Annotated in this window: 20 protein-coding genes; 9 read left to right on the top strand and 11 right to left on the bottom strand. The window is 65.0% G+C overall.

What is annotated here, in order from left to right; translation table 11 throughout:
• Positions 1-30: 30 nt before the first annotated feature.
• The 8 genes from QZY03_RS25645 to QZY03_RS25610 all read left to right on the top strand — a co-directional run bounded on the left by QZY03_RS25645 (position 31) and on the right by QZY03_RS25610 (position 8,105).
• Positions 31-339 carry a DUF485 domain-containing protein gene (locus QZY03_RS25645; RefSeq protein ID WP_295585917.1) on the top strand — a complete coding sequence of 103 codons (309 nt, stop codon included), beginning with the start codon at positions 31-33 and terminating at the stop codon, positions 337-339.
• The gene (locus tag QZY03_RS25640) at positions 336-2,039 is read left to right on the top strand and encodes a cation acetate symporter (RefSeq protein WP_295585915.1); all 1,704 of its coding nucleotides are present in this window, start codon (positions 336-338) and stop codon (positions 2,037-2,039) included. The genes QZY03_RS25645 and QZY03_RS25640 overlap by 4 nt, the downstream gene beginning before the upstream one ends.
• 488 nt (positions 2,040-2,527) lie before the next feature.
• Positions 2,528-2,785: a DUF4212 domain-containing protein gene (locus tag QZY03_RS25635; protein WP_295585994.1), complete on the top strand. Its 258-nt coding sequence runs from the start codon at positions 2,528-2,530 to the stop codon at positions 2,783-2,785.
• Positions 2,786-2,797: 12 nt separating this feature from the next.
• A complete protein-coding gene (locus tag QZY03_RS25630) occupies positions 2,798-4,591 on the top strand; it encodes a sodium:solute symporter family protein (protein ID WP_295585912.1) in 1,794 nt (597 codons plus the stop codon).
• An 11-nt stretch (positions 4,592-4,602) separates the two neighbouring features.
• Positions 4,603-6,468 (top strand): putative nucleotidyltransferase substrate binding domain-containing protein, encoded by a 1,866-nt coding sequence (locus QZY03_RS25625; RefSeq protein ID WP_295585910.1) that lies wholly within the window; start codon positions 4,603-4,605, stop codon positions 6,466-6,468.
• An 11-nt stretch (positions 6,469-6,479) separates the two neighbouring features.
• Complete coding sequence (locus tag QZY03_RS25620) at positions 6,480-7,157, top strand: 3'-5' exonuclease (protein WP_295585908.1); 678 nt, start codon at positions 6,480-6,482, stop codon at positions 7,155-7,157.
• Between the two features lie 100 nt (positions 7,158-7,257).
• Entirely contained in the window at positions 7,258-7,668 is a 411-nt protein-coding gene (locus QZY03_RS25615) for a nucleotidyltransferase domain-containing protein (RefSeq protein WP_295585905.1), read from the top strand.
• Complete coding sequence (locus QZY03_RS25610; protein WP_295585902.1) at positions 7,665-8,105, top strand: DUF86 domain-containing protein; 441 nt, start codon at positions 7,665-7,667, stop codon at positions 8,103-8,105. The genes QZY03_RS25615 and QZY03_RS25610 overlap by 4 nt, the downstream gene beginning before the upstream one ends.
• 286 nt (positions 8,106-8,391) lie before the next feature.
• Here the strand turns inward: QZY03_RS25610 and QZY03_RS25605 are convergent, their stop codons facing one another.
• A complete protein-coding gene (locus QZY03_RS25605; RefSeq protein ID WP_295585900.1) occupies positions 8,392-8,610 on the bottom strand; it encodes a cysteine-rich CWC family protein in 219 nt (72 codons plus the stop codon).
• 202 nt (positions 8,611-8,812) lie between these two features.
• Positions 8,813-10,297 (bottom strand): phosphomannomutase, encoded by a 1,485-nt coding sequence (locus QZY03_RS25600; RefSeq protein WP_295585897.1) that lies wholly within the window; start codon positions 10,295-10,297, stop codon positions 8,813-8,815.
• 95 nt (positions 10,298-10,392) lie between these two features.
• On the opposite strand from QZY03_RS25600, the gene QZY03_RS25595 reads away from it, so the two are divergent.
• On the top strand, positions 10,393-11,250 hold the full coding sequence (locus QZY03_RS25595; protein WP_295585896.1) for a hypothetical protein: 858 nt from the start codon (positions 10,393-10,395) through the stop codon (positions 11,248-11,250).
• A gap of 72 nt (positions 11,251-11,322) precedes the next feature.
• Here QZY03_RS25595 and yihA read toward each other — a convergent pair whose 3' ends face one another.
• The 9 genes from yihA to ubiH all read right to left on the bottom strand — a co-directional run bounded on the left by yihA (position 11,323) and on the right by ubiH (position 20,095).
• Complete coding sequence (gene yihA, locus QZY03_RS25590) at positions 11,323-11,973, bottom strand: ribosome biogenesis GTP-binding protein YihA/YsxC (RefSeq protein ID WP_295585893.1); 651 nt, start codon at positions 11,971-11,973, stop codon at positions 11,323-11,325.
• Positions 11,973-12,482 carry a cyclic pyranopterin monophosphate synthase MoaC gene (moaC, locus tag QZY03_RS25585; RefSeq protein ID WP_295585890.1) on the bottom strand — a complete coding sequence of 170 codons (510 nt, stop codon included), beginning with the start codon at positions 12,480-12,482 and terminating at the stop codon, positions 11,973-11,975. The genes yihA and moaC overlap by 1 nt, the downstream gene beginning before the upstream one ends.
• Positions 12,483-12,504: 22 nt before the next feature.
• Positions 12,505-13,053 (bottom strand): inorganic diphosphatase, encoded by a 549-nt coding sequence (gene ppa / locus QZY03_RS25580; protein WP_295585888.1) that lies wholly within the window; start codon positions 13,051-13,053, stop codon positions 12,505-12,507.
• Positions 13,054-13,330: 277 nt separating this feature from the next.
• Complete coding sequence (locus QZY03_RS25575; RefSeq protein WP_295585885.1) at positions 13,331-15,355, bottom strand: sodium-translocating pyrophosphatase; 2,025 nt, start codon at positions 15,353-15,355, stop codon at positions 13,331-13,333.
• A gap of 39 nt (positions 15,356-15,394) precedes the next feature.
• Positions 15,395-15,622: a hypothetical protein gene (locus QZY03_RS25570; protein WP_295585882.1), complete on the bottom strand. Its 228-nt coding sequence runs from the start codon at positions 15,620-15,622 to the stop codon at positions 15,395-15,397.
• 69 nt (positions 15,623-15,691) lie between these two features.
• Positions 15,692-16,945 (bottom strand): 6-phosphofructokinase, encoded by a 1,254-nt coding sequence (locus QZY03_RS25565; protein ID WP_295585880.1) that lies wholly within the window; start codon positions 16,943-16,945, stop codon positions 15,692-15,694.
• 108 nt (positions 16,946-17,053) lie between these two features.
• On the bottom strand, positions 17,054-17,416 hold the full coding sequence (locus tag QZY03_RS25560; RefSeq protein ID WP_295585878.1) for a hypothetical protein: 363 nt from the start codon (positions 17,414-17,416) through the stop codon (positions 17,054-17,056).
• 163 nt (positions 17,417-17,579) lie between these two features.
• Positions 17,580-18,794: a UbiH/UbiF/VisC/COQ6 family ubiquinone biosynthesis hydroxylase gene (locus QZY03_RS25555; RefSeq protein WP_295585876.1), complete on the bottom strand. Its 1,215-nt coding sequence runs from the start codon at positions 18,792-18,794 to the stop codon at positions 17,580-17,582.
• Positions 18,791-20,095, bottom strand: coding sequence for a 2-octaprenyl-6-methoxyphenyl hydroxylase (ubiH, locus tag QZY03_RS25550; protein WP_295585873.1), 1,305 nt, complete (start codon positions 20,093-20,095; stop codon positions 18,791-18,793). The genes QZY03_RS25555 and ubiH overlap by 4 nt, the downstream gene beginning before the upstream one ends.
• Between the last annotated feature and the right edge of the window lie 306 nt (positions 20,096-20,401).

The following is a 20,401-nucleotide window of genomic DNA, read 5'->3' as shown; positions in this document are numbered from 1 at the left end:
TCAGACTTTTTCAATCAACCAGGTAAGCCCATGACTACTGACTCGGTCGAGGCCATCACGCGACACCCGCTCTACGCGGAACTCGTCACAAAACGCAAACGCTTCGCATGGATATTGACGTTCCTGATGTTCCTGTTCTATTACGGATTCATCATGATCGTCGCCTACGCGCCGAAATCCCTGGCCGTGCCGCTGTGGGCCGGTTCAGTAACGACCGTCGGCATCCCCGTGGGCCTCTCGGTCATCATCTCGGCCTTTGTCCTGACCGGAATCTATGTCTACCGGGCCAACGGTGAGTTCGATCGCCTGACCAAGTCGATCCAGGAGGATCTGCGATGAAACGTCTTGCCCCCTGGGCCATCCTGGCCGCACTCCTCGTGCCCTTTGCCCTGGTGGCCGCGCCCGCGGTCACCGGCGCGAAGCAGCCACTGAACATGACCGCGATCTACATGTTCATTATTTTCGTCGGTGCCACGCTGGGCATCACCTACTGGGCGTCCAAGCGTACCCGCACGGCGCGTGAGTTTTACACCGCCGGCGGCGGCATCACCGGCTTCCAGAACGGTCTCGCCATTGCCGGCGACTATATGTCCGCGGCCTCCTTCCTGGGTATTTCCGGCCTGGTATTCGCGTCCGGTTTCGACGGCCTGATCTACTCCATCGGCTGGCTGGTCGGCTGGCCCGTGATCATGTTCCTGATCGCCGAGCAGATCCGTAACCTGGGTAAGTTCACCTTCGCGGACGTGAGTTCCTACCGCTTCGGTCAGACCCAGATCCGCACCATGGCGGCCGTGTCCTCACTGGTCGTCGTCATCTTCTATCTCATCGCGCAGATGGTCGGTGCCGGCAAACTGATCCAGTTGCTGTTCGGTCTGGAGTATTGGATGGCGGTCATGATCGTCGGCGCTCTCATGATGATCTACGTGATCTTCGGCGGCATGACGGCCACCACCTGGGTGCAGATCATCAAGGCCGTGCTGCTCCTGTCCGGTGCCACCTTCATGGCCCTGGCCGCACTGAATCACTTCGGGTTCTCCCCGGAGGAAATGTTCAAGCAAGCGGTCGCGACGCACGGCAAACACGACGCCATCATGGGTCCCGGCGCCCTGATCAAGGATCCGATCAACGCCATCTCGCTGGGTCTCGCACTGATGTTCGGCACCGCCGGTCTGCCGCATATCCTGATGCGCTTCTTCACCGTGCCGAACGCCAAGGAAGCGCGTAAGTCGGTGTTCTACGCCACCGGCTTCATCGGCTATTTCTACATCCTGACCTTCATCATCGGCTTCTCGGCCATCGTCCTGCTCGCCCAGAACCCGGCCTACTTCTCGGCCGGCGCCCTGGTGGACGGCGTCATCACGGACCCGAAGGGCCTGCTCGGCGGCACCAACATGGTCGCCATCAAGCTGGCCGAGGCCGTCGGCGGCAACCTCTTCCTGGGCTTCATCTCGGCGGTGGCCTTCGCCACCATCCTGGCGGTCGTCTCCGGCCTGACCCTGGCCGGCGCCTCGGCGATCTCGCATGACCTCTATGCCAGCGTCATCGCCCGCGGCCGCAGCAACGAGACCATGGAACTGCGCGTATCGAAGTTCGCGACCCTGGGCCTGGGCATCATCGCCATCATCCTCGGCATTATCTTCGAGAAGCAGAACGTCGCCTTCCTGGTCGGCCTGACCTTCGCCATCGCGGCCAGCGCCAACTTCCCGGTGCTGGTGGCCTCGATCTTCTGGGGCAAGATGACGACCCGCGGCGCGCTGGTCGGCGGGTTCGCCGGGCTCATCAGCGCCTTGACGCTGACCGTGATGTCCAAGGCGGTGTGGGGCGAGACGCTCGGCCACATGGGTGCTGACGGCAAGCCTGTCGGTCTGATCTTCCTGGACAACCCGGCCATCATCTCGATCCCCTTGGCCTTCATCTGCATCTGGCTGTTCTCCATCACGGATAACTCCAAGCAGGCCCAGAAAGATCGGGCGCTCTTCCCGGCGCAGCGCGTTCGCTGCGAGACCGGTATCGGCTCCGAGGGAACCGCCAGCCACTAGCAGGAGAACGGTTTGCGGAACAGGGAGGTTCCGCGGCAGCGCGGCGGGCCGGGCAGTGGCGTTCCGGCGGCCGTGCATCCAGAGGCCCAGGGTCGCTTTGCGACCCTGGGCCTCTGTCTTTGTGGGCACGCACGTTGACAGACGCGACAGGACAACTCAACAATGCCGGGACGCCGCCGGACCGGGCGGACCGGGCAAGTAACGCCTCAACGACAAATTAGACACAGTCGTTGTCGTTGTCGTTGTCGTTGTCGTTGTCGTTGTCGTAATCGAGTTGATGATACCCACGAGGATGCGTTGGTCCCATGCGCGGCGATCGAAACCCGACAGACAGCGGGCTACTCATGCCAAACGTGAATCGCTTATCCGATTACGACAACGACAACGACCGCGACCCAGAAGGCCTCACCTAACGGACTGAACAGTTCCTCAGGCCCTCCCAGCCACACCCAAGCCACTCCCGCTGGAGCCGGACACCCATGACACCCATGACACCCGAGCATCGTTACGCCTATTGGAGGGCGAATCTGCGACTGGTCACCATCCTGCTGATCTGCTGGTTCACCTGCTCCTTCGGATTCGGCATTCTCCTGGTCCATCCGCTGAATGCGATCAGACTCGGCGGATATCCGCTCGGCCTCTGGTTTGCTCAGCAGGGGGCGATCTACTGCTTCATTCTGCTGATCTTCGTATACGCCTTGGCCATGCATTGGCTCGACAAGAAATTCGAGATCCACCAGGACTGAGGAATCGCTGCCATGACATCATTACAGATTTGGCTGTGGCTCATCGTCGGTGGTTCGGTGGCGGTCTACATCGCCATCGCCTTCTGGTCACGCGCCAGATCCACACGCGATTTCTATGTGGCCGGCCAGCGTGTTCACCCGATCGCCAACGGACTGGCGACCGCCGCTGACTGGATATCCGCCGCCTCCTTCATCTCGCTGGCCGGTCTGATCGCCTTCGCGGGTTATGACGCCTCGGCGTACCTGCTGGGATGGACCGGCGGCTATGTGCTGCTCGCCCTGCTGCTCGCGCCTTATTTGCGCAAGTTCGGCAAGTTCACGGTGCCGGAGTTCATCGGCGAACGCTACTATTCCCAGACGGCCCGACTGGTCGCCGTCATTTGCCTGATCGTCATCTCCGTCACCTACGTGATCGGCCAGATGAAGGGCGTCGGTGTCGCCTTCTCGCGACTGTTCGAGGTCGAACTCGAAATCGGCGTCTATATCGGCATGGGCATCGTCTTACTCTATGCCGTCATGGGCGGCATGAAGGCCATTACTTACACGCAGATCGCCCAGTATTGCGTGCTGGTCTTCGCCTACACCGTCCCGGCGGTGTTCATCTCACTGCAACTCACCGATACCGCCGTGCCCCAGTTCAGCCTGGGCGCGGAGTATCTGCGCGACGGTGCCGACGGCGGTCTGTCCCTGCTCAATAAACTCGATCAGGTCGTCACCGAACTCGGGTTCAGCGCCTTCACGGCGCAGAAAGACAATACCCTCAACCTATTCCTGCTGACGCTCTCGCTCATGATCGGCACCGCCGGGCTCCCCCATATCATCGTCCGGTTTTTTACCGTACGACGGGTGGCGGATGCACGCTCCTCCGCGGGTTGGGCGCTCCTGTTCATCGCCGTCCTCTACACCGCCGCACCGACGATCGGCGCCATGGCGCGACTGAATCTCACGCAGACCATCCAGACCGGCCCGGTCGGGGAACTCTCGGCCAACATCGAAATCGCTCAGGTCCCGGACTGGATGAACCGCTGGCGTACCACCGGGCTGCTGGAGTGGCAGGACCGCAATGGCGACGGCCGCATCCAATACTACAATGACCAGAACCCGGCATTCGCCGTTCAGGCCGCGGGCTTTGGCTGGAAAGGCAATGAACTGACCGCGATCGATAATGACATCATGGTCCTCGCCAACCCGGAGATTGCTCATCTGCCCGATTGGGTGATCGCCTTGGTGGTGGCCGGCGGCCTGGCCGCGGCACTCTCCACCGCTGCCGGTGTTCTCCTCGCCATCGCCTCGGCCATCTCGCACGATCTCCTGAAGGGCATGATCCTGCCGGCCTGTTCGGAACGGACCGAACTGCTGGCGGGGCGGATCGCGATGGCTGCCGCCATCGTCGTCGCCGGCTACCTGGGTATCAACCCGCCCGGCTTCGCCGCGGAAGTGGTGGCGCTGGCCTTCGGCCTGGCCGCGGCATCCCTGTTCCCAACCTTGATGCTGGGTATCTTCGATCGGCGCACCAACCGGATCGGGGCCATTCTCGGGATGCTGGCGGGTCTGCTCTCGACCCTCACCTACATCTTCTGGTTCAAAGGCTGGTTCTTCGTCAAGGGGACCGAGATGGCCGCCAATCTCCCGGACAATTGGTTCCTGGGGATCTCCCCGGAGGCGTTCGGCGCCCTGGGTGCGGCCATCAACTTCGCCGTTGCCTATGCGGTCTCGCGCCTGACCGCCGAACCCCCGCAGGCAATCCAGCAGTTGGTGGACGAGATCCGCTTACCCAAAGCCGCTCAATCCGTTGTGCAATCCTAAGAGGGATCAGCGTGGACGTTGAACTCGTTGAGATTCAGGAATTCCTGGCCAACCACCCACCCTTCGACAAGCTCCCGGCGGAAACCCTGGAGCGTTTGCCGAAACGGCTCTCGGTGCGCTACCTGCGCCGCGGCAGCGCCTTCCCTCCGGAGGATGCGGATCAGCCGTATCTCTACATCGTGCGCCGCGGGGCCGTGGAGTTGCGTGACCCCCAGGGCGACCTGGTCGGCAAGCTGGCCGAGGGCGACCTGTGGGCCAAGCCCTGCGCACCAGACGAGAACGACCCCAGCATTCGCGGCAACGCGGCCGAGGATGCGCTGTTCTACCTGCTGCCCTGCGAGGACCTCCAGACCCTGCGCGAGCAGCATACGGACTTCGCCGAACACTTCGAGCAATCGGCGACCAACCGGCTGCGGCGCGCCCTGGACGCCATGATCGAGACCCCGGCCGCGGGCTCCGGTCTGATGACGGTGAACGTCGGCCGCCTGGTCAATCGCATCCTCGTTCCCGCGGCCCCGGAGACCAGTATTCGCAAAGCGGCGCAGCTCATGTCCGAGCTTCAGTCATCCTCCCTGCTGATCATGGACGGCGAACGGCTCGCCGGCATGATCACGGATCGGGATCTGCGCCGCCGCTGTATCGCCGCGGGACTGTCCTACGACCGGCCGGTCCGCGAGATCATGACCGAACGGCTGCAAACGGTCGATGCCGAGACCCTGGGCTTTCAGGCGCTGATCACCATGACCCGGCTCAATGTCCACCACCTGCCGGTGATGGAGCACGGCCGCGTCGTCGGCATTCTCTCGACCACGGACTTGACCCGCGTCCAGAGCGCCAACGCCGTCTATCTGGTCGGCGACGTGCATCGCGCCCGCGACCTGGACACCCTGGTGCAGATCAGCACCAAGTTGGGCGAGTTGCAGGTGCATCTGGTGAGCAGCGGTGCCACCGCGGATCAGGTCGGCCAGGCGATCAGCGCCATCAACGACGCGATTACCCTGCGCCTGATCGAGTTCGCCGAGGCGGAGTTAGGCCCCCCGCCGGTCCCCTACGCCTGGATGGTCGGGGGCTCCCAGGCCCGGCGCGAGCAGTCCGCTCACTCCGATCAAGACAATGCGCTGCTGATCGCCGACCACATGAAACCGGAAGACGACGCCTATTTCGCTACACTGGCAGGCATGGTCAACGACGGACTCAATGCCTGCGGCTACATCTATTGCCCGGGCGATGTCATGGCCAGGAACCCCAAATGGCGCCAACCATTGCGTTTATGGAAGAAATATTTCAACACCTGGATTCAGCGCCCCGACCCCATGGCCTTGATGCTGTGCAGCGTCTTCTTCGACCTGCGGCCGGTCTATGACCCGGAGGGCATGTTCGAGGAGATCCACGACCAAGTCCTGCGCTTGTCGAAGAACAGCCGGATCTTCATCGCCTATCTGACCGCGAACGCCATCCAGCATCGACCGCCGCTCGGCTTCTTCCGCAACTTTGTGCTGATCCACGGCGGTGATCACGATCAGACCTTCGATATCAAGCACCGGGGCACCGTGCCCATCATCGATCTGGCGCGGGTCTATGCCCTGTCCAGCGGCATCACCGAAACCAACACCCTGGAGCGACTGCGCACCGCGGCCGAAAACGGTGCACTGAGCCGCGAGGGTGCCGCCAATCTGACCGACGCGGCAGAGTTCATCGGAACCCTGCGCATGCGCCACCAGGCCGCACAACTGCGCCGAGGTGAAAAGGCCGACAATTTCGTCTCCCCGGACGAACTCTCACCCCTGGAACGCGGACATCTGAAGGACGCCTTCATCCTGATCGACAGGATGCAGGAGGCGCTTGGGCAGCGTTACCAGACTGGCCGATTCACCTAAGGCGCCGGGGCGTGCTGTCCGCGCTCGACTGGCGCCGACGCTGGCAGTTGCGGCGGACCCTGCCCTGTCCGCTGCGTGACTATCTGGCGCGGCCGCTGCCGCCCAAGGGCCAGGACTATCGGACCACCGACTTTGTGGCGATCGACCTGGAGACGACCGGACTGGATGCGTCCCGCGATCTGATCCTGAGCGTCGGCTATGTCGTCTTGCACGGCAATCGCATCGATCTGAGCAGCACCTGCCACCGTGTGGTGCGGATCGACCGTTCCATTCCGGAAGCCAGCGCCGTGATCCATCAGATTACGGACGACCAATCCGCCCGCGGCCTGGAACTCATCGACGTGATGACCGAACTGCTGGACGTCCTGGCAGGCAAGGTCCTGATCGCCCACCACGCCAGCATCGAATGCGGTTTCCTGGGCAACGCCTGCCGCCGATTGTGGGGCGGTGGGTTACCGGTGCAGGTCGTGGATACCCAGGTGCTTGCCCACCGGACCTTCGAGCGGCGCCAAACCGCCTTCAAGGCGTCGGATCTGCGTCTGCACTCACTCGGCGAGCGCTTCAACCTGCCGCGTTACGGCGCCCACAACGCGCTCAGCGACGCCCTGGCCGCCGCCGAACTCTTCCTGGCCCAAGCGGCTTACCGTGACAACGGCCAGGGGCTGCCGCTCAAGGAGTTCCTCTGGTGAGTCGGGCCGGCTGACGGGTTGAGACCGGGCGGCGCCTGGCGTACTCTGACGACTTGGCCAGCGTCGGCCTGGTTCAACGTCGGCAACCGACCTATCCCCGATGCGCAAACTGGACGACACCGATTTCACGAGACTGACCACGCTCCTGCGCGATGCGCCGGACCTGGTGGCCGGCTATTGTTTCGGCTCCCAAACGGACCCCACCTGCCGGAACCCGCGCGATCTCGATCTCGCGGTGCTGGCGGCGCAACCACTGAGCTTGCGGCGCCTGCTGGCACTGGGCGCCGACATCACCGACCTCATTGCCACCGACGCGGTCGACCTGATCGATCTCCACCAGGCCGGCCCCGTACTCAAGTTCCAGGTCATCAAGTCCGGACACCTGTTATTCACCCGCGATCAATCGCTGGTCAATCGCTTCGAACTTGCCGCCATGCGCGACTACCAGGACTCCGCCTACCGTCGCCGGATCCAATTCAGCGCGCTCTGTGCACGGCGGACATCAGCGTGACACTGGAACCCCGCGTCGTCGAACAACGCCTGAAAAAACTCGACGAGACCATTCGCCGGCTGGAGCCCTTGGCGGCGATCCCTCGCGAGGCATTCATCGCCGATTTCCGCATCCACTGGGCCGCCGAGCGCGGCATCCAACTCGCGGCAGAGGCGGCATTGGACATTACCAACCACATCCTCGCCGGACACTTCGACCGCTTTCCGGAAACTAATGAGCAGGGTCTGAACGCACTTTTGGAAACCGGTGTCATTTCTGCCCACACCCGCGCCCGTCTGCGGGGCTTTGGTCGCTTCCGCAACATCCTGGTCCACGGCTACCTCGAACTCGACGTTAGCCAGGTCTACGACCACCTTCAGCAGATCCCCGCGGACCTCGGTGCATTCGTTCGAGACGTGGCGCACTGGCTGGCAGGTGCTGGAACAGCGGCGACTTAAGGTGATTTGACGTGTAGGGGCGACTTCAGTCGCCCTAACAGGCGCCTCGGTCGTTGTCGTTGTTGTAATCGAGGTTATCGTGCCGCCCAGGATTCTCTCGCACCGCGTCGTTTCACGGTCCTTGCTTTGCAAGCATCGCAACGATGCGTTGGTCCCGCGCCCCAGACGACGTAGCGAATCGAAACCCGATCGACGAGAATGATTACGTTTCCCAATGTGGTTGCGGTTTAACCGGATGTTGGGGCGGGTTTCAAACCCGCCCCTACGCCAAGGCCATGTCCGGATATCACGTGCGAAGGCTATACTCAGACGCTCCCGCCGCCAGCGCGGTCAGGCAACTCAGGCACAGACAGTCGCGATACTGCTCCTGAATGCGCAGCAGGGTCTCTTCAGACAAGTGCACCCCCGCGCACTCACAGTGCACCGGATTGTTGAGCTTGCACTCGAACACCCGACCGCAGCGCGGGCAGGTCTTGATCTCGTGTTTGATCCGACGCTCGACCATGGTCTTCAAAGTCCTCTGACAACGCTGCGGCACGCCGCGCGTTCGGCGTTGAAGACGATGGCACACCCACACGATGGGCATCGCCCGTGGGAGCGGCCTCCGGCCGCGATGGGGGCTCGCCGGATCTCGCAGCGTCGGAGTTCACGATGGCCCCATCGCGGCCGGAGGCCGCTCCCACAAGATCGCCAGGTCACTTTCACGGTCACCGCCATCCCCCCAACACCTCCAGACAGATGGCGTTCATCCGCGCCGCCCGCTCCGGGCTCTCCGCCTCGGTATAAGCACGCAGCTCAGGCGCATTCCCGGACGGGCGCAGGTGGGCGATCTCCCCGCTGGTGAAGGTGATGCGCAGTCCGTCGGTGTAATCAATCCCGGACACCGGGCCGAAATGGCGGCCAAACAGCGCTTCCGCGGCATGGATGTCATGCGCCCTATCACCACTGGTCAGGGCGGCAATATGCGCCTGGCTGATCGCGGTCGGGAAGTCCCTGATGCGGTCGCTGTGAGTGAAACGCGCGGGCAGATCATCGGCCAGCGCCGACAGGCTCCGACCCTGCTGCGCGGCGGCCTGGAGGATGCTGAGCGCGACTAGGACCGCGTCGCGGGTCGGCAGGGCGGCCAGGGTGCGGCCGTCGCAGACGATCGGGGTCTCCAGCAGGAATCCGCCGTTAGCCTCGTAACCCGCTACCGGGGCCAGCCCCTGGGTCCGCAGTTGCTGCATTCCCTCGATCACGAAGGGCGAACCGATGCGGGTGCGCAACACCTGGGCAAAGGCGCCGCAGCGCTCCACCGCGGTGTTGCTGCTCACCGGGGTCACGACCGCGCTGACCCCGAGCTGGCGCGCACACAAGATCCCCGCGATGTCGCCGCGCAGCCAGGTACCGGTGGCGTCGGCCACCAGCGGACGGTCGCCGTCGCCGTCCGCTGAGACCAGTGCATCAAAGGCCCCGCCCGCCGCCCAGTCACGGGCCAGGGTCACATCCTCTGGGCGGATCGCCTCGGTATCGACCGGAATGAACCGCTCGGCCAAGCCCAGCCGGGTTACCTGGGCACCCAGCCCGGTCAGAATGTCCCAGTAAGCATCGCGCGCGACGCTGGAGTGTTCATAACTGCCGACCCGCAACCCATGGAGACAGCCGGACGGAAAAAAATCCAGATAGCGCCGCACATAGGCATCATAGGCCGCCGACTCCGCGATCGGCAGCGCGGACGACGCCCCATCCGCGAGCCCCCCGGCCGCGTTGAACAGCCCTGCCGGGAGGGTCACCACTTGGGAACGGATGCCCGCCTCGTCGGCTTTAAGCACCTCGCCGGTCGGCAGGTTGAACTTGATCCCGTTACGATCATCAGGAATATGACTGCCGGTCACCATCAGCGACGGACAGGCGTGAGCGATGCCCCAGGCCGCCACCGCCGGGCTGGGGATGCGGCCGAAGTAGCGCGGCTGAAAACCCAGATCGCGAACGGCGCGGGCGCAGGCGGCCAGGATGCGCCCGGTGCTGGGGCGCAAGTCGCCGGCCAGACCGACGTCCACACCCGGCCGGACGGCCCCCGCGGCAAGCAGATAGCCCAGGAACCCGGCCGTGTAGGCGTAACAGACCTGGTCGGTCATCGCCGCCGCGAGTCCGCGCGCGCCGCTGGTCCCGAATCCAACCCCGCTCTCGTTCATCAGATCGCCGATAGACATGAAAAACCTCGCTGGTGCCCTTACCTTACGGCGAGGACGGTTACCGCCCGCGGGCGGGCACGTTCAGGTTCGCAAACACTCTTGGAGACCTCAGCATGTTCGCTATCCCCCGAGTCCTGTCAATCGCGTCCGCGGCCGTACTCACCCTGGCCCTGAGCCAGGGTGTGCGGGCGGATCAACCACCCGCGGCGCAGGCCGTGCCGCCGGCCGCTCCGGCCCCGGTTGCCCAAACACCTGCCGCCACTCCAGCGCCCGCTGCCGCGCCGAGCCCGATGGACGCGGCCCGCGCCAAGTCCGAGGCCCGCCGCGCGGAAATGGACGCGGAACGCGCCAAACGCTACGAGGAATTGCGCGCGCGGGCGGCCGAGATCGGCGTGGACTTGCCCGCAACACCGCCCTGGGCCGGCGCGACGGCCGGGTCCGACCTGCCGCGGATGCCCGAGATGCCGCCGCACGGCGCCGGGATGACGCCCGAGGAGATGAACGCGATGCGCGCCCAGCGGGAGGCCATGCGCGAAAAAATGCAGAAGATGACTCCGGAAGAACGCAAGGCCGCCCGGGAAGCGCATTGGCAGGAAATGCGCACGCGCGCCGCCGAGCGCGGGATCGAGATGCCGGAGTCCCCGCCCTGGGCCGAAGCCGAACAACGCTATAAGGCCGCCCAGGAACAATTCGATAAGTACCGCAAGACCATTGATGAACTGACTCCCGAACAAGTGGAAGCGGCGCGGGCGGTCTTCGGCCGCGGCGGCCCCGGCATGCCGGGCATGAACGGCCCCATGCCACCGATGGGTCCGCGCGGACAGATGCCCCAGGGCGGCTATGGCTATGGTCCTCAAGGCGGCTATCCGGGATATGGCGGCTATCAGGAGGGGCCGGTCCCGATGGCACCCCCAGTCATGCCCGATGCCGGCGGCCTGGAGCAGGCACCGCCCCCGCCACAGGGCCAGTGATCCAGCGGGTTGCGGACCCGCACGGGTCCGCGGCTCGCAACGAGCGGCCAGCGCTGACCGCTCAGTTCAGGTTCATTCGCCTTCGTTTGCGACCGGATCCGGATTCGCTGCGCCATCCGACAACCCCGCCACCCCGAGCCAGCGGTCAAGCACGGCCTGCACCGCCTCCACCCCGGTCCGCTCCATGGCCGAGAAGGTCAACACCTCGACCGGCCCGTCCGCCGCGGCCGTCTCACGCGCCACACCGAGTTGCGCGGCGAGCACCGCCCCGCGCTTGAGCTTGTCGGCCTTGGTGAGGAGCAGCAGCACCGGCAGGCCGGCACGTCGCCCCCAGGCCAACATCTGCCGGTCATAGTCCGTCAGCGGATGACGGATATCCATCACAATGACCAGTCCGGCGAGTGCCTGACGGCGCTCGAGGAACTCCGCCATATGCGTCTGCCACTCCAGTTTGATCGATTCGGACACCCGCGCGTAGCCATAGCCCGGCAGATCCACCAGTCGGCGCTCGTCGTCGAGTCGAAAAAAGATCAACTGCTGGGTGCGGCCCGGCGTCTTGCTGGTCCGCGCGAGCGCGCGTTGATGGCAGATGGCGTTGATGGCACTGGACTTGCCGGCATTGGAGCGGCCGGCGAAGACCACCTCGCGCCCATGATCCTCGGGCGCCTGGTCGAACCGTGTGGCGGCAGTCAGAAACTGCGCGCCTTGATAGAAGGAATTCATCAGACAGTCACCTCGGTCGCGCCGGTCCCGTCGGTGGACCGCGACCAGGCACCCGACTTGCCGCCGGCCTTTTCAAGCAGACGCACCTGTTCGATGGTCATCCCGCGGTCCACCGCTTTGCACATGTCGTAGATCGTCAACAGACTGATCTGGACAGCGCACAGGGCCTCCATTTCAACACCGGTTTGGCCGGTGGTTTCAACCCTGGCACGGCAGTAGACAGCCGCTGCCGCGGTGCGGACATCGAGCGCGATCTCCACCCCGGTCAACGCCAGAGGGTGGCACAGGGGCACCAGGTCGGCCGTCCGCTTGGCGCCCATGATCCCGGCGATGCGGGCAACGCCGAGCACATCCCCCTTCTTGTGCCCACCCGCGGCGATCAGGGCCAGGGTTGCCGGCAGCATCCGGATCCAGCCCTCCGCGACCGCCACCCGGCGGGTGACCGCCTTGGCGCCCAGGTCCACCATGTGGGCCTCGCCCGCGGCATTGAAGTGCGTCAGTTGGGACATCGCGAATTGGACGGAAATCGCCTTAGAACGCCGGCTTCTCCGGGGCTTCCTCGAACATCGTCACGCTGGCCATGATCTCGGCCCGCGCTTCGTCCACTCCGCCCCAACCGCCGACGCGGACCCACTTACCCTCATCCAGGTCTTTGTAATGCTCAAAAAAGTGGGCAATCTGGTCGAGCATATGCACCGGCAGGTCGCGGAAGCTCTCGACGTTGCGGAAGCCCTTATAGAGCTTATCGATCGGCAGGGCCAGGATCTTGGCGTCATCGCCGGACTCATCCGTCATGGTCAGCACGCCAACCGGCCGGCACTTGATGACCGAGCCCGAGATCAGGGGGTAGGGCGTCATGACCAGCACGTCGACCGGGTCGCCGTCGGAGGACAAGGTATGGGGCACATAGCCGTAGTTGCAGGGATAGTGCATGGCGGTGGACATGAAGCGGTCCACGAACATGGCCCCGGTGGTCTTGTCCATCTCGTACTTGACCGGATCGGAGTGGGACGGAATCTCAATGATGACATTGATTTCATTTGGAACATTAGCGCCGCGGGAGACCTTCGAAAGATCCATGACTCGACCTCGTGGGAACTGAAAAGGGTGACGGGAAAAGGCACAAAAAGGCACAGGACCCTCAGGGGTCCCGCCTCGGCGCCAATCGGTCCAATTGTATGCCAAAAACCCCCCGTAAATCCCAATGGTGGGGATTTCCGGGCGACTGAGCGTCCGATCAGGTCCCGGCTGACAAAAGAAAAAAGGCCCTTGCGGGCCTTGTAAAGGGCGTCGGCATGGCTGCCGACGCCGACTGCATTGTCCGGGACGCGAGTCGCGCCCCGGACAGCAGGATCGACTACAACAAGGGCACGATCAGCAGTGCCACGATGTTGATGATCTTGATCAGCGGGTTCACGGCCGGGCCGGCGGTGTCTTTGTAGGGGTCGCCGACAGTGTCACCGGTGACCGCCGCCTTGTGGGTCTCGGACCCCTTGCCGCCGAAGTTGCCGTCCTCGATATACTTCTTGGCATTGTCCCAGGCACCGCCGCCGGCGGTCATGGAGATGGCCACGAAGAGACCGGTGACGATGGTGCCGATCAGCATGCCGCCCAGGGCGATGGGGCCTAAGATCAGGCCGACCAGGATGGGCAGGCCCACCGGCAGCAGGGAGGGGATCAGCATTTCGCGGATGGCGTCCTTGGTCAGCATGTCCACGGCGCGGGAATAATCCGGCTTCTGGGTGCCGGCCATGATCCCAGGCATCTCGCGGAACTGACGACGAACCTCGTTCACGATGCCGCCGGCCGCGCGACCGACCGCCTCCATGGCCATGGCGCCGAACAGATAGGGCACCATGCCGCCGATGAAGAGCCCGATGATGACCATGGGATCATTCAGACTGAACTCCGTCGTGCCGCCCAGCGCATGGGTGTAGTCGGCGAACAGGACCAGGGCCGCCAGACCGGCGGAGCCGATGGCATAGCCCTTGGTGACGGCCTTGGTGGTGTTGCCCACGGCGTCCAGCGGGTCGGTGATGGCGCGGATCTTCTCGTCCATCTTGGCCATCTCGGCGATACCGCCGGCGTTGTCGGTGATCGGGCCATAGGCGTCGAGGGCCACGATGATGCCGGTCATGGAGAGCATGGCGGTGGCGGCGATGGCGATGCCGTAGAGTCCGCCGAGCCAGTAGGAGGCGAGAATCGCCAGGCAGATGACCAGCACCGGCGCGGCGGTCGCCTTCATGGAGACGCCGAGGCCGGCGATGATGTTGGTGGCATGACCGGTCTGGGAGGCGGCGGCGATGTGACGCACCGGGGCGTACTCGGTGGCGGTGTAATACTCGGTGATGACCACCAGCAGTCCGGTCAGGGCCAGACCGACCAGCGCGGCCAGGTACAGGGAAAAGTTGCTGTGGGCCGCCGCATACTCGCCGCTGCCGATCGGGTTGAACAGGAAGGTCAGGGGCAGGAAGGCCACCGCGGCGATGCCGCCGGCCACGATCAGGCCGCGATAGAGGGCGTTCATGATCTTCTCGCCTTCCTTCGCCTTGACGAAGAAGGTGCCGACGACCGAGGCGATGATGGACACGCCGCCCAAGACCAGCGGGAAGACGACGGCGTTGGTGTCCTTGATCAGGAGCCAGCCGAGCAGCATGGTGGCGACCGTGGTCACCGCATAGGTCTCGAAGAGGTCAGCGGCCATACCGGCGCAGTCGCCGACATTGTCGCCCACATTGTCGGCGATGACCGCCGGGTTGCGTGGGTCATCCTCGGGGATGCCGGCCTCGACCTTGCCCACCAGGTCAGCGCCCACGTCGGCGCCCTTGGTGAAGATGCCGCCGCCCAACCGGGCGAAAATCGAGATCAAGGAGCCGCCGAAGCCGAGACCGACCAGGGCGTGCAGGATGGCGTCCTGTTTGAGCGGATCGGCACCGCCCAGCAGGGCGTAATAGCCGGCGACGCCCAAGAGCCCCAGACCGACCACGAGCAGACCGGTGATGGCGCCGCCACGGAAGGCGACCTGAAGGGCGGCGTCAAGGCCGTTATGGGCGGCTTGGGCGGTGCGCACGTTGGAGCGCACCGAGATGTACATGCCGATATAGCCGGTGGCCCCGGAGAGCACCGCACCGATCACGAAGCCGAGCGCGGTCTCCCAGCCCAGAAAGAGCAGGATGAGGACGGCGAGCGCACCGCCGACCATGGCGATGGTGGTGTACTGGCGATTGAGGTAGGCCTGGGCGCCCTCTTGAATGGCGGCGGCAATCTCGCGCATCCGCGCGGTGCCGTCGGGCAACGCGAGTATCCACTTGACTGACCAGAGGCCATACCCGATCGCCACCAGGGCGCACAGGATGGCAAAAGTCGTACCGAACGATGACATAGTGACGTGACTCCTCGATCATTAAAACCCTGAAATGGGCTAGGTTTGCGGGTTTGGGCCCGGCGGGCGGCCGACCCCGCTGAAATCGGTTCCGGGCTTCAGACCAAAGGCGGCCTCAAGCCCCAGTTCCCGGATCAGCCCGTCCACCGCCCCCTGGCCGTGCGCGCGACCGATCTCTCCCAGCATAAGCCTAACAGCGTTGCGGTTATAGCCGCCGCCGAACTGCAACTGGGTCCGGATCAAGTCACGCGCCTGGTCGAGGGTCATGGCGGGCCTTTTCTTATGATGCAAGCCGGGCCTCGGCAGGAGGCAGCGACCCCCTGCCGACCAGGCATGTCACAGTGTGAACGCACCGAGCCGGCGCGCGACCGGAGCGTTCTTCAGGGTGACATACTTGGGCAGGCCGTTCTCGTAAGGCGGGTAGTCCTCCCCTTGGATGAGCGGATACAGATACTCGCGGCACTTGTCGGTGATGCCGAAACCGTCCTCGGAAATATAGTCCTTGGGCATGAACTTCTCGACATTGGCCACCGCCGACAGCGGCGCCTGGCCGATCTCCCAGACATAGGGAGACGAGGACTTGCGCACCACCGTGGGCATGATGGAGCCGTGGCCGGCGATGGCGTACTCCACCGCCGCCTTGCCCAGGGCATAGGCCTGTTCCACGTCCGACTTGGAAGCCAGATGGCGGGCCGCCCGCTGGAGATAGTCGGCCACCGCCCAGTGGAATTTCAGGCCCATGGCCTCCTTGATCATGTTGGCGACCACCGGGGCGGCCCCGCCGAGTTGGGCGTGGCCGAAGGCGTCGCGCGTCCCCTGCTCGGCCAGGAAGCGTCCGTCGGGCCAGTGACAGCCCTCGGAGACACAGATGGTGCAAAACCCATGCGCCGCCACCTTGGCCTTGACCGCGGCCAGAAACCGCTTCTGATCGAACTCCACCTCCGGGAACAGGGTGACGACCGGAATACCCTGATCGGCCACCAGGGCGCCGGCGGCGGCGATCCAGCCGGCATGACGCCCCATCACCTCGATCACGAAGATCTTGGTGGAGGTGGCGCACATCGAGCGTACGTCGATCGAGGCCTCGAGCGTCGAGGTGGCGATGTACTTGGCCACCGACCCGAAACCGGGGCAGTTGTCGGTAATCGGCAGGTCGTTGTCCACCGTTTTCGGCACATGGATGGCCTGGACCGGGTAGCCCAGGGTGGCGGAGAGTTGCGACACCTTGAAGCAGGTGTCGGCCGAATCGCCGCCGCCGTTGTAGAAGAAATAGCCGATGTCATGCGCCTTGAAGACCTCGATCAGACGCTCGTACTCGCGCTTGTTCGCCTCCAGGCTCTTGAGCTTGTAGCGGCAGGAACCGAACGCACCCGAGGGTGTGTAGCGCAGGGCCGCGATGTTCTCGGCGGACTCCAGGTTGGTGTCGATCAGATCCTCGGTGAGCGCGCCGATGATCCCGTTGCGTCCGGCGTAGACATTGGCGATCTTGTCCGGATGCGCACGGGCGGTCTCGATCACGCCGCAGGCCGAGGCATTGATCACGGCCGTGACGCCGCCGGATTGGGCATAAAAGGCATTCTTCGCGGTCATTGGTCTCCCCTCGTTTGGTTCAGTCTCGAATTGTTCTTACTGCGCCCGCCAGTCCCGCCATGGCGTCGTACCGGTTGCCGACGGCTGCAGTGGGCATGATCTCAGCACTCAAGGGCCGGCGTGCGGCAGGTCGCCGCGTTGTTCAGCCGCGTAGTCGGCCTGGGCCTGCAGAATCGCCACGGCACACTCGGCCAAGTCGTCGTACTCCTCGATACCCGTGCCCATCTGTTTGTAAGGTTTATAGAAAAACTGACATCGATACTGCTGCTCGCCAGTCTTGAAAAGGACGAAACTGCAGCCGTCCTCGGCTTGCCAGAAAAACACGGGGCAAGTCGTCAGCTCCCGATCGGCCGCATGCAGCCGGATATCGGCATCCGCCAACTGATACGCGGGATCCCGCCCGTAGCGCTCCCGCAGGGTCGTCTGAATAACCCAGCGTTCGGTGTCGGTGATGTCCGGAACTGATGCCATAGGATCTCAACACTCGGAACGAAACCAGGGGATCGGGTCACAGCGCAACCGGCGCTGATCGGGCGCCGAACGCTACGCATGACCGTCGCGTGTCGCGCCAGCCGTTACGTCGGCCCGGACCGGGCGCAAGGCTACCCAAAATGTGCGCCCACTCCAAGTCTAATTATTTCCAGGGCCGCGCCAACGGCGGCAGACCGGGATTCAGACCCAAGGCCCGGTCCATGAAGCGTCGCTTCAGGGGCACCGCCCGGTCGGTCAGATCGAGCCCCCAACCGCGGAGCGCGGCCACCGGTGCGATGTCATTTCCGAACAGACGCTTGAACCCGTCCATCGCGGCCAACATCGCCAGATTGTCGCCGCGGCGGGCACGCTCGTAACGGCGCAGAGTCCACAGTGATGCGAGGTCGCGACCACGTTCCAACGCCAGTTCCAGAGCAGCCACCAGTTCAGCGGCATCGAGCAAGCCCAGGTTGACCCCCTGCCCTGCCAAGGGGTGGATCGCGTGGGCGGCATCGCCGATCAGTGCGAGCCCCGACTCCACGTAGCGTTGCGCATGCTGTAAACGCAACGCCACCGAGGCCCGCGGGCCATCGACCCGGACCTGGCCCAGACGGCGCTCGAAGGCGTCGGTGAGCGCCTGACCGAACGCGGCATCATCCAGCGCCAGCAGGTCATCCGCCCGTGACCCGTCGGCCGACCACACGATGGAGCAACGCCCGTCGCGCAGGGGCAGGAAGGCCAGGGGTCCGGTCGGCAGGAAGCGCTGCCAGGCAGTGTCCTGGTGCCACTGGGCCGTGACGACCGTGGCGACGATGGCGCGTTGATCGTAATCCCACCCTTGGGTGGGGATACTTGCCAGGTCGCGGATCAGCGAATCACGGCCATCCGCGGCCACCAGCAGCCGCGCCCCCAGGCGCCGCCCATCGGCCAGCACCAGCGCGGGGCCGTCGGCCGTGCGCTCCAGCTCGGCGATGCTCGCCGGACAAATCAGCGTCAGGTCCGGCAGTGACTCCAGCCGCTCCCAGAGCGCCAGTTGAATCACCCGATTCTCGACGATGTGCCCCAGGTCCGGTTCGCCCAGGTCCGCGCTGTCGAACTGGATGCTGCCGCCGCCGATGGCGTCCCAGACCCGCATCTGCCGGTACGGGCTGGCGCCCAGATCGCCGATGCGCTCCCAGGCACCCAGTCGCGCCAGCATCCGCTCACTGGCGCGCGACAGGGCCGAGACCCGCAGGTCGACCTCACCGGCCGGCCACGCGCGGCGCGGCGGGCGCGCCTCGACCACACCGATCGTGAGACCCTTGCCCGAGCAAGCCAGGGCAAAGGCGGCACCGACCATGCCGCCGCCGACGACCAGCAAGTCATAGTTCGTGTTCATGGGCGTTCATTCGCGGCTGGATTGCGACTCAGGGGCAGACCGCGCGCCAGACGCGGCGCTCGGCCCCCGATGCCCATGAAACGGCGCGCCACCGTGCGCCGCGCGGGCGGCAGCAGGTCCAGCCCCAACAGGCCCAGGTTACGCCCCAGTCGCAGCGGCAGCCAAGGGTTGACGAAAAGCCGGGCCAGGGTGTCGGTGAGGGCGGCCGTCCGCTGCTGATCGTTCCCGCGCCAACTGCGATAGGCCTCGAGCACGGTCGCCGCGCCCGGATCGAATCCGCGCGCGCCGACCGGCTCGCCGACGGGGGCCAGCACCTCCGCCAGGGCGGCCACGTCGCGCAGTCCCAGGTTAAACCCCTGACCGGCCACCGGATGCAGGGTGTGGGCGGCATTGCCGATGAGCACCAGCCGCGGCCGGACGGTCTCGCGCGTGAACAGCAGCTTCAGCGGATAGGCGCGACGCGGTGCCGCCTGACCCAACCGGCCCAGCCGAAACCCGAAGCGCCCCTGCAGGCGGGCCAGGAAGTCGGCATCCGACAGCCCCAGCAGCGCCGCGGTCTCGGTGTCCCGACAGGTCCAGACCACCGAGTAGCGCCCGCCGGTCATGGGCAGCAGCGCCAGCGGCCCGGTGTCGGTAAAGCGTTCGAAGGCCCAGCCGGTCAGCGGCCGGTCCGGTGTCACCGTGGTGATGACGGCTTGCTGTTCATAGGGACGCTCCTCGACCGCGATCCCCTGGTCGCGCCGGATCAGCGAATCGCCCCCGTCCGCGGCCACCAGGAGGCGCGTATGCAGGCGGCGCGTCTCGCCGCCGCACTGGACCTCGAGATCCACCCGGTCGGCGTGCAGCCGCTGGCTGATCACGCGTGCGGGGCACAGCCATTCCACCTGAGGCGCCGCCGCCAAACCCGCCCGGATGGCCGCGCCCATGGCGCGCGCGCTGGCCACGTACCCCAGTGCTGCGACGCCCAACTCGGCGTGGTCAAGCCGGGTGGTACCACAGCCGCCGCGCTCGGCGATATGCACCCGCAGGATGGGCTCCGCCTCCGGCGCAATCGCGTCCCACACACCGATGGCGCCCAGGATGCGACGACTGCCCAGAGACAGGGCGATCACCCGTTCGTCATAGCTCGGCTGGACCGCGGCATCCGCCGCCACCGCCTCCACCACGGCCACCCGCAACCCGGTGTCGGCCAGGGCACAGGCCAGCGACCCGCCGATCAGCCCGCCGCCGACGATCACCAGATCGAAATGAGACTGGCATGGGGCGGGTGAGGGATGGCGGGTGCTTGATTCTGGATGCATGGACGCTCGAATGAATGTGAAGAGCTTGCAACGCTCGAACAGCGAAACGACGCGGTGCGATGCGATGCGATGCGATGCGATAGCCGGCATCATAAGCTCGATTACGACAACGACAACGACAACGACAACGGTGGTTTTTAACTTTCTAGCAGCCTGTCGGACTTTAGGCGATTTCCGAATAAGACGCTATCAAGAACCAAGCTCCGTAGGAGCCCGCTTGCGGGCGACGTGACCTGCCGGAATCGCGTCATTGTGCCCCCACCCGTCGCCCGCAAGCGGGCTCCTACGGGTTGGATTTTTCGCGGA

This window comes from uncultured Lamprocystis sp. (genome assembly GCF_903933125.1).
Classification (GTDB): domain Bacteria; phylum Pseudomonadota; class Gammaproteobacteria; order Chromatiales; family Chromatiaceae; genus Thiodictyon.
This window is presented reverse-complemented; position numbering and strand designations above follow the sequence as displayed.

Excerpts from the sequence above, each read along its gene's own strand:
- QZY03_RS25645 (WP_295585917.1), top strand. The coding sequence starts at position 31 with ATGACTACTGACTCGGTCGAGGCCATCACGCGACACCCGCTCTACGCG.
- QZY03_RS25640 (WP_295585915.1), top strand. The coding sequence starts at position 336 with ATGAAACGTCTTGCCCCCTGGGCCATCCTGGCCGCACTCCTCGTGCCC.
- QZY03_RS25635 (WP_295585994.1), top strand. The coding sequence starts at position 2,528 with ATGACACCCGAGCATCGTTACGCCTATTGGAGGGCGAATCTGCGACTG.
- QZY03_RS25630 (WP_295585912.1), top strand. The coding sequence starts at position 2,798 with ATGACATCATTACAGATTTGGCTGTGGCTCATCGTCGGTGGTTCGGTG.
- QZY03_RS25615 (WP_295585905.1), top strand. The coding sequence starts at position 7,258 with ATGCGCAAACTGGACGACACCGATTTCACGAGACTGACCACGCTCCTG.
- QZY03_RS25605 (WP_295585900.1), bottom strand. The coding sequence starts at position 8,610 with ATGGTCGAGCGTCGGATCAAACACGAGATCAAGACCTGCCCGCGCTGC.
- QZY03_RS25600 (WP_295585897.1), bottom strand. The coding sequence starts at position 10,297 with ATGTCTATCGGCGATCTGATGAACGAGAGCGGGGTTGGATTCGGGACC.
- QZY03_RS25595 (WP_295585896.1), top strand. The coding sequence starts at position 10,393 with ATGTTCGCTATCCCCCGAGTCCTGTCAATCGCGTCCGCGGCCGTACTC.
- yihA (WP_295585893.1), bottom strand. The coding sequence starts at position 11,973 with ATGAATTCCTTCTATCAAGGCGCGCAGTTTCTGACTGCCGCCACACGG.
- moaC (WP_295585890.1), bottom strand. The coding sequence starts at position 12,482 with ATGTCCCAACTGACGCACTTCAATGCCGCGGGCGAGGCCCACATGGTG.
- ppa (WP_295585888.1), bottom strand. The coding sequence starts at position 13,053 with ATGGATCTTTCGAAGGTCTCCCGCGGCGCTAATGTTCCAAATGAAATC.
- QZY03_RS25575 (WP_295585885.1), bottom strand. The coding sequence starts at position 15,355 with ATGTCATCGTTCGGTACGACTTTTGCCATCCTGTGCGCCCTGGTGGCG.
- QZY03_RS25570 (WP_295585882.1), bottom strand. The coding sequence starts at position 15,622 with ATGACCCTCGACCAGGCGCGTGACTTGATCCGGACCCAGTTGCAGTTC.
- QZY03_RS25565 (WP_295585880.1), bottom strand. The coding sequence starts at position 16,945 with ATGACCGCGAAGAATGCCTTTTATGCCCAATCCGGCGGCGTCACGGCC.
- QZY03_RS25560 (WP_295585878.1), bottom strand. The coding sequence starts at position 17,416 with ATGGCATCAGTTCCGGACATCACCGACACCGAACGCTGGGTTATTCAG.
- QZY03_RS25555 (WP_295585876.1), bottom strand. The coding sequence starts at position 18,794 with ATGAACACGAACTATGACTTGCTGGTCGTCGGCGGCGGCATGGTCGGT.
- ubiH (WP_295585873.1), bottom strand. The coding sequence starts at position 20,095 with ATGCATCCAGAATCAAGCACCCGCCATCCCTCACCCGCCCCATGCCAG.